Annotated in this window: 6 protein-coding genes; 4 read left to right on the top strand and 2 right to left on the bottom strand. The window is 65.9% G+C overall.

Annotated features, from left to right (window positions below; translation table 11 throughout):
- A partial coding sequence (locus VFW69_RS00840) for a phage holin family protein (protein ID WP_526497170.1) occupies window positions 1-519 on the bottom strand: 519 nt, incomplete at its 3' end.
- Window positions 520-583: 64 nt separating this feature from the next.
- Here VFW69_RS00840 and VFW69_RS00835 point away from each other — a divergent pair.
- Entirely contained in the window at window positions 584-1282 is a 699-nt protein-coding gene (locus tag VFW69_RS00835) for a chymotrypsin family serine protease (RefSeq protein ID WP_526497168.1), read from the top strand.
- Between the two features lie 10 nt (window positions 1283-1292).
- On the opposite strand, the gene acs is transcribed toward VFW69_RS00835, so the two are convergent.
- Entirely contained in the window at window positions 1293-3245 is a 1953-nt protein-coding gene (acs, locus tag VFW69_RS00830) for an acetate--CoA ligase (protein WP_526497166.1), read from the bottom strand.
- A gap of 533 nt (window positions 3246-3778) precedes the next feature.
- Here acs and VFW69_RS00825 point away from each other — a divergent pair.
- The 3 genes from VFW69_RS00825 to VFW69_RS00815 are packed head-to-tail and all read left to right on the top strand — an operon-like array spanning window position 3779 to window position 7202.
- Window positions 3779-5416: a peptide ABC transporter substrate-binding protein gene (locus tag VFW69_RS00825; protein WP_526497164.1), complete on the top strand. Its 1638-nt coding sequence runs from the start codon at window positions 3779-3781 to the stop codon at window positions 5414-5416.
- Between the two features lie 3 nt (window positions 5417-5419).
- Window positions 5420-6346 carry an ABC transporter permease gene (locus tag VFW69_RS00820; RefSeq protein WP_526497162.1) on the top strand — a complete coding sequence of 309 codons (927 nt, stop codon included), beginning with the start codon at window positions 5420-5422 and terminating at the stop codon, window positions 6344-6346.
- Window positions 6339-7202 carry an ABC transporter permease gene (locus VFW69_RS00815; RefSeq protein WP_526497160.1) on the top strand — a complete coding sequence of 288 codons (864 nt, stop codon included), beginning with the start codon at window positions 6339-6341 and terminating at the stop codon, window positions 7200-7202. The genes VFW69_RS00820 and VFW69_RS00815 overlap by 8 nt, the downstream gene beginning before the upstream one ends.
- Window positions 7203-7268: the final 66 nt, after the last annotated feature.

Genomic DNA, 7268 nt, shown 5'->3' with positions numbered 1-7268 from the left:
GAACACGATCAGATACGCCGCCCAGCGCCACAGCCAGGTGTCGAGTAGCTCTGCGATGAAGAAGAAGAGAAAGAAGGTGGAGTAAAACAGCACCACCAGCGCGGCGATGAAGAAGACGCTTCCCGTGAGACCTTTTTTGACGTCCCTGGTAATTTCGGCGCGCGCCAGTTCGACCTCGGCGCGCACCAGCGTGGACACCTGGGCGGTCGCGTCTTTGATCAGATCACCGATCGACGGCTCGGCCGGTTTGGCATGCGGGTCAGTCAACGGAATCGTGGTCAGGGTGCTGGGCACACCGTTCTTGCCATCGGCTTTGCTCACAGACGGTCCTCTTTCGTCATCGCCCGGCTCGCTGTCGTCGCCGCTTATGTTGCCATGTGGCGCCTGGACAGGAGAAGCCAGACGAGGCCAGCCGAGCACTACACCGCAGGTTTGGGCGCCCGACGGCCAGTTCGCTTCGGCCAGAGGTCGGTCGGCGACGCCGCGGGGCCAACGCGGCTTCTTCAGAGCGAACATCACATCCCGGCCGATTACACTCGGCCAAGCCGGTCGTGATGTTCGGCCTACCGATGGGAGTGGGGCTGTGCGGAGGGCGCACCGATGCTTCTTAGTGGCAATGGTTGTCCTGCTCGTGGCCGCCGCGGGTTCGTTTGCCCGCGCCGCTGCCGCTGACGTCCGCATCCCGATGGGTGGCGGTGCGGGCATCGTCGTCAACGGCGACACCATGTGCACCCTGACGACCATCGGCGGCGATGCCGCCGGTGAGCTGATCGGCTTCACCTCCGCGCACTGTGGCGGCCCGGGAGCCCAGGTCACCGCCGAGGGCGCGGAGAACGCGGGCGTATTGGGCACCATGGTGGCGGGTAACGACAACCTCGACTACGCGGTGATCAAGTTCGACCCGGCCAAAGTGACGCCGGTGGCCAACTTCAACGGCTTCTTGATCAGTGGCATCGGCCCGGACCCCGCCTTCGGCGAGATCGCTTGCAAACAGGGCCGCACGACCGGCAATTCGTGCGGCGTCACCTGGGGCATGGGTCAGGCGCCGGGCACCATCGTCATGCAGGTCTGTGGTCAACCAGGCGACTCCGGCGCGCCGGTCACCGTCAACAATCAGTTGGTCGGGATGATCCACGGAGCGTTCAGCGACAACTTGCCGACCTGCGTCATCAAGTACATTCCGCTGCACACGCCGGCCGTGGTCCAATCGTTCAACGCGATCCTGGGCGACATCAACGCCAAACATCGGCCCGGTGCGGGGTTCAGCCCGCTGCCGGGCTGACCGGCAGCGACTACTTTGCCGCCCTGATCGCGTCGAACACGCCGGGATCCAGCAGCGTGGAGGTGTCGCCCAGTTCGCGGTTTTCGGCGATGTCCCGCAACAGCCTGCGCATGATCTTGCCGCTGCGGGTCTTGGGTAGCTCGGGTACCACGTGAACCTCGCGCGGGCGGGCGATGGGTGAGATCTCCCGGGCCACCTCGACGCGCAACTCGTCGACGATCCCGTCGTGCACCTGGTAATCGCCACGCAGGACGACGAACGCGCAGATGGCCTGGCCGGTCGTCTCATCGGTCGCCCCGACCACCGCGGCCTCGGCCACCGAAGCGTGGCCGACCAGCGCCGACTCCACCTCGGCGGTGGACAGCCGGTGCCCCGACACATTCATCACGTCGTCGATGCGGCCCACCACCCAGATGGCGCCGTCGCGGTCGTAATAGGCGCTGTCGCCGGCGAAGTACCAGCGCTGCTCGGCGAATCGGGACCAGTAGGTCTCGAGGTATCGCTCGGGATCGCCCCAGATGCCGCGCAGCATTGACGGCCACGGCTGATCCAACACCAGGTAGCCGGTGACGTGCTCGCCCTTGTGGATGCCCGGCACCAGTTGATCGCCGTGGTCGTCGACGATCTTCGCCGAGATGCCCGGCAGCGCCCTCATCGCCGAACCCGGTTTGGTCGCAGCGACTCCGGGCAACGGGGAGATCATGGTGGCGCCCGTCTCGGTCTGCCACCAGGTGTCGACGATGGGAAGGCGGTCGGAGCCGATCACCTTGCGGTACCAGCGCCACGCCTCGGGGTTGATCGGCTCGCCGACCGAACCCAGCAGCCTCAGGCTGGACAGGTCGTGCGCGTCGGGGATCTCGCGTCCCCACTTCATGAACGTGCGAATCAATGTTGGTGCGGTGTAATAGATTGTCGCGCCGTACTTTTCGATGATCTCGAAATGCCGGTGCTGGTTGGGTGAGTCGGGCGTGCCCTCGTAGAGGATCTCGGTGACCCCGTTGGCCAGTGGACCGTACACGCCGTAGGTGTGTCCGGTGACCCAGCCGATGTCGGCGGTGCACCAGAAGACGTCGGTTTCGGCCTTGATGTCGAAGACGTAGTACTGCGTGTAGGCGGCGTGGGTCAGATAGCCGCCGCTGGTATGCACGATGCCCTTGGGCTTGCCGGTGGTTCCCGAGGTGTACAGCAGGAACAGCGGCTGCTCGGCATCGAAGGGTTCCGGGGTGTGTTCGGCGGAGGCGGCGTCGACGACATCGTGCCACCACAGGTCACGGTCGTCGTTCCAGGACACGTCAATTCCGCTGCGCCGCACCACAAGTACGTGCTTGACGGGGCTGTCGGCGTCCTCGACGGCCTCGTCGGCCGCGTCCTTCAACGGCGCCGGCTTGCCGCGGCGGAACTGGCCGTCGCTGGTGATCAGCAGCTTGGCCTGCGCGTCGGCGATCCGGGCCGCCAGCGCCTTGGCGGTGAAGCCGGCGAACACCACGCTGTGCATGAGACCCAGCCGCGCGCAGGCCAGCATCGCGATCACCGCTTCGGGGATCAGCGGCAGGTAGATCGCGACCCGGTCACCGGCCACCAGACCGAGATCGGTCAGCGCGTTGGCGGCCTTGCAGACCTCGGAGTGCAGATCGGAGTAGGTCAGGCTGCGCTGATCGCCGACGGGCTCGCCCTCCCAATGGATGGCGACCCGATCCCCATGCCCGGCCTCCACGTGGCGGTCCACGCAGTTGTAGGCGACGTTGAGCTTGCCGTCGGCGAACCACTTGGCGAACGGCGCTTCGGACCAGTCCAGCACCTCGGTGAACGGCGTCGCCCACGACAGCCGATTGGCTTGCTCGGTCCAGAAGGCCAGCCGATCCTGCTCGGCTTCGCGGTACAGTTCCTCGCCCGCATTGGCCTGTTCAGCGAATTGCGCCGGCGGCGGATACGACGACGGGCCTGAGGTATTGGTGGCGGTCACTGGCTTCTCTCCTGTGTCGAGACTGTGCCGTTCGCGGCCTCGCGCTTTGGGCCGACTGCGAGCCTAGCCGGGCGCGGCGTAGCTGTGCGAGTGCTAGCCCTGCGCGCGAATCCAGGGCCAAAGTGTGTCTTGAAGCCGGACAATCACCCAGGTGCCGAGTCATGGGCGGGGCATCCGCCGGCTAATTTCTAGCTTTGCCGCGGCCGCAACGACTTACGCAGCCGCCACCATGCTGGGGTGGCCCGCATCGGCCATGCCTGCTGACAACGCCGACGCGCGGACGCGTTGCTGGTCGGATCAGATAGCGGTAACCGCATCGCGCGCCGAGGGCGCCGCGGGCCACCGCGCGCTGACCCTATACGGACTTGGTCATCAATCCGCCGGACACCGCCAACGTGGTGACCGTGTCGGCCACCATCGAGGCCTGTGCGCTGCAGGTGCACCCGATCACCGCGGCCTGAGCGGCGTCAGTCGGCTTTGAGCAGGGGTAGGTTCCGCAGCCGCCGCGATCGCAGGCCCTAGGGTCGGGTGTCATGCGTCGGATGCGGATCCCGGTGGCCTTGGTGGCTCCGATTGCCGCCGCGATGCTGGCGGCCGCGTCGCTGGCCGGATGCGGTGGCGGCGTCCTTAGTCCGGATCTGGTGGTGGTCAACGGCGGGGAACCGCCGAACCCCCTGATTCCCACCGGCACCAACGACAGCTTGGGCGGGCGGATCCTCGACCGGCTATTCGCCGGGCTGATGTCCTACGACGCCGCCGGCAATCCGTCACCGGAGGTGGCCCAGTCGGTCGATACCACCGACAACGTCAACTACCGGATCATCCTCAAACCCGGTTGGAAGTTCACCGACGGCTCGCCGGTGACGGCCCATTCCTTCGTCGACGCTTGGAACTACGGGGCGCTGAGCTCCAATGCCCAACTGCAGCAGAGCTTTTTTAGCCCTATCGACGGTTTCGACGCCGTCGCCGGGCTAACCGCCGACGGCAAATCAAGGGCCACCACCATGTCCGGCCTACAGGTGATCAACGACCAGGAGTTCACCGTCCGGCTGAAGGCACCCACCATCGACTTCAAGTTGCGGTTGGGGCATAGCGCGTTCTACCCCCTGCCGCAGGCGGCTTTTCGGGACATGAGCTCTTTCGGGCAGCACCCGATCGGTAATGGCCCGTACAAACTCGCCAACGGCCCCGACGGGCCCGCGTGGGAGCACAACGTCCGAATTGACCTGCGGCCCAACCTGAATTATCACGGCAACCGCCAACCCCGCAACAAGGGCCTGAGGTTCGAGTTCTACGCAAACCTGGACACCGCCTACGCCGACCTACTTTCGGGCAATCTCGATGTCCTGGATACGATTCCGTCCAGCGCGTTGACGATCTACCAGCGCGACCTGGGCGGCAACGCCGCCAGCGGACCTGTCGCCGTCAGCCAATCGCTCGACACGCCGCTGCGCCTTCCGCATTTCGGCGGCGAGGAAGGCCGACTGCGCCGGCTGGCGTTGTCCGCGTCGATCAATCGCCCCCAGATATGTCAGCAGATCTTCAACAACACCCGCAGCCCGGCCCGCGACTTCACCGCCAGCTCGTTGCCGGGATTCGACCCGAACATTCCGGGCAGTGAAGCGTTGGACTTCAACCCCGAACGGGCGCGCCAACTCTGGGCCCAAGCCAACGCGATCTCGCCGTGGAGCGGACGGTACGCCATCTCCTATAACGCCGACAGCGGCCATCAGGAGTGGGTGGACGCAGTGGCCAACAGCATCAAAAACGTGCTGGGCATCGACGCCGTCGGCGCGCCGCAGCCCACCTTCGCAGGGTTTCGCACCCAGATCACCAACCGCACGATCGACACCGCGTTCCGGGCCGGCTGGATCGGCGACTACCCGTCGATGATCGAGTTCCTCGCTCCGCTGTACGCCACCGGTGCGGGATCCAATGACGTCGGATACTCCAGCCGCGAATTCGACGCCGGCCTGGCTGCCGCCGAGGCGGCTCCCGACCTACGACAGGCCGACGTGCTCGTCAACGTCGCGCAACGAATCCTGTTGCACGACATGCCTGCCGTGCCGCTGTGGTATTACATCGCCGTGGTCGGGTGGTCGCCGGAAATCAGCGCGGTCAAGGTCACTTGGAACGGGCTGCCCGACTACGAGAATCTCGTCAAGGGTTAAGACATGGGCTGGTATATCGCACGCAGGATCGCCGTCATGGTGCCCGTCTTCCTGGGCGCCACCTTACTGATCTACGGCATGGTGTTCCTGCTGCCCGGCGACCCCCTGGCCGCCATCGCCGGGGACCGGCCGCTGACGCCGGCCGTGGCCGCCGCGCTTCGGGCGCGCTATCACCTCGACGATCCGTTCACCCTGCAATATTTGCGCTACCTGGGTGGCGTCCTGCACGGCGATCTGGGCCGCTCCTATTCCGGGTTGCCGGTCAGCGCCGTTCTGGCACATGCGTTTCCGGTCACGATCCGGCTCGCGTTGATCGCTTTGGCCGTAGAAGCGGTGCTGGGCATCGGGTTCGGCGTGATTTCCGGGCTGCGCCAGGGGGGACTCTTCGATGCCACGGTGCTGATCGCCGGGCTGGTCATCATCGCAATCCCGATCTTCGTGCTGGGCTTTCTGGCCCAGTTCCTGTTCGGGGTCAAGCTGGGCATCGCGCCGGTCACCGTCGGCGAACGGGCGACATTCGCGCGCTTGCTGCTGCCCGGAATCGTCTTGGGGTCAGTCTCATTCGCCTACGTCGTACGGTTGACCCGATCCGCTGTGGCCGCCAACGCGCACACCGACTATGTCCGCACCGCCACCGCCAAGGGGTTGTCGCGGCCGCGGGTTGTGACCGTGCACATTCTGCGCAACTCGCTGATCCCGGTCGTGACATTCCTGGGCGCCGACCTGGGTGCGCTGATGGGCGGAGCCATTGTGACCGAAGGCATTTTCAACATTCATGGTGTCGGCGGCGTGCTCTACCAGGCGGTCACCCGGCAGGAAGCGCCGACCGTGGTGTCGATCGTAACGGTGCTGGTCCTGATCTATCTGGTCACCAACCTGGTGGTGGATCTGCTCTATGCGGCCCTGGACCCGAGGATCCGCTATGGCTGAGCATTCTGGCTTTTGGGGCGAGACCTGGCGGAAGCTGCACCGCCGTCCGAAGTTCGTTGTCGCCGCCGTGCTGATCCTCCTCATCCTCCTTGTCGCGCTGTATCCCTCGCTGTTCGCCCACGCCGACCCCAGCTATGCCGATCCGAGCCAAAGCCTGCGCAGCCCTTCGGCGGCGCACTGGTTCGGCACCGACCTGCAGGGCCACGACATCTACACGCGCACCGTCTATGGGGCGCGAGCGTCGGTGACGGTCGGGTTGGGCGCGACTCTGCTGGTCTTCTTCGTCGGCGGGGCGCTGGGCGCGTTGGCCGGCTTTTACGGAGGCTGGCTCGACGCCGTCGTCTCCCGCGTCACCGACATCTTTTTCGGGCTGCCGCTGCTGCTGGCGGCGATCGTCCTCATGCAGGTTCTGCACCATCGCACGGTATGGACGGTGATCGCCATCCTGGCCTTGTTCGGTTGGCCGCAGATAGCCAGGATCGCTCGCGGCGCGGTGCTGGAGGTGCGCAGCAGCGAATATGTACTCGCGGCCAAAGCGTTGGGGCTGAGCAGGTTTCAAACGCTGCTGCGTCACGCACTGCCCAACGCGGTGGGGCCGGTGATCGCGATGTCCACGATTGCGTTGGGGGCCTTCATTGTCACCGAGGCCACGCTGTCCTACCTCGGGGTCGGGCTGCCCACCTCGGTTGTGTCCTGGGGTGGCGACATCAACCTCGCCCAGACACGGCTGCGGGCCGGTTCGCCCATCTTGTTCTATCCCGCCGGTGCACTGGCGACGACGGTACTGGCGTTCATGATAATGGGCGACGCCCTGCGCGACGCCCTGGATCCGGCCTCGCGTGCGAGGCGGGCATGACCCGCGCCCGCGACGATGCAGAGCGACGTGATGAGGTGGGGGCACCTCCCGCTTGCGGGGGAGAGT

Source organism: Mycobacterium sp., assembly GCF_036273375.1.
GTDB lineage: Bacteria > Actinomycetota > Actinomycetes > Mycobacteriales > Mycobacteriaceae > Mycobacterium.
Note: the sequence above shows the minus strand (reverse complement) of the source record. Positions and strands in the feature narration are given on the sequence as shown.

Coding starts and splice junctions, on each gene's coding strand:
- VFW69_RS00825 (WP_526497164.1), top strand. CDS start 3,779: ATGCGTCGGATGCGGATCCCGGTGGCCTTGGTGGCTCCGATTGCCGCC.
- VFW69_RS00820 (WP_526497162.1), top strand. CDS start 5,420: ATGGGCTGGTATATCGCACGCAGGATCGCCGTCATGGTGCCCGTCTTC.
- VFW69_RS00815 (WP_526497160.1), top strand. CDS start 6,339: ATGGCTGAGCATTCTGGCTTTTGGGGCGAGACCTGGCGGAAGCTGCAC.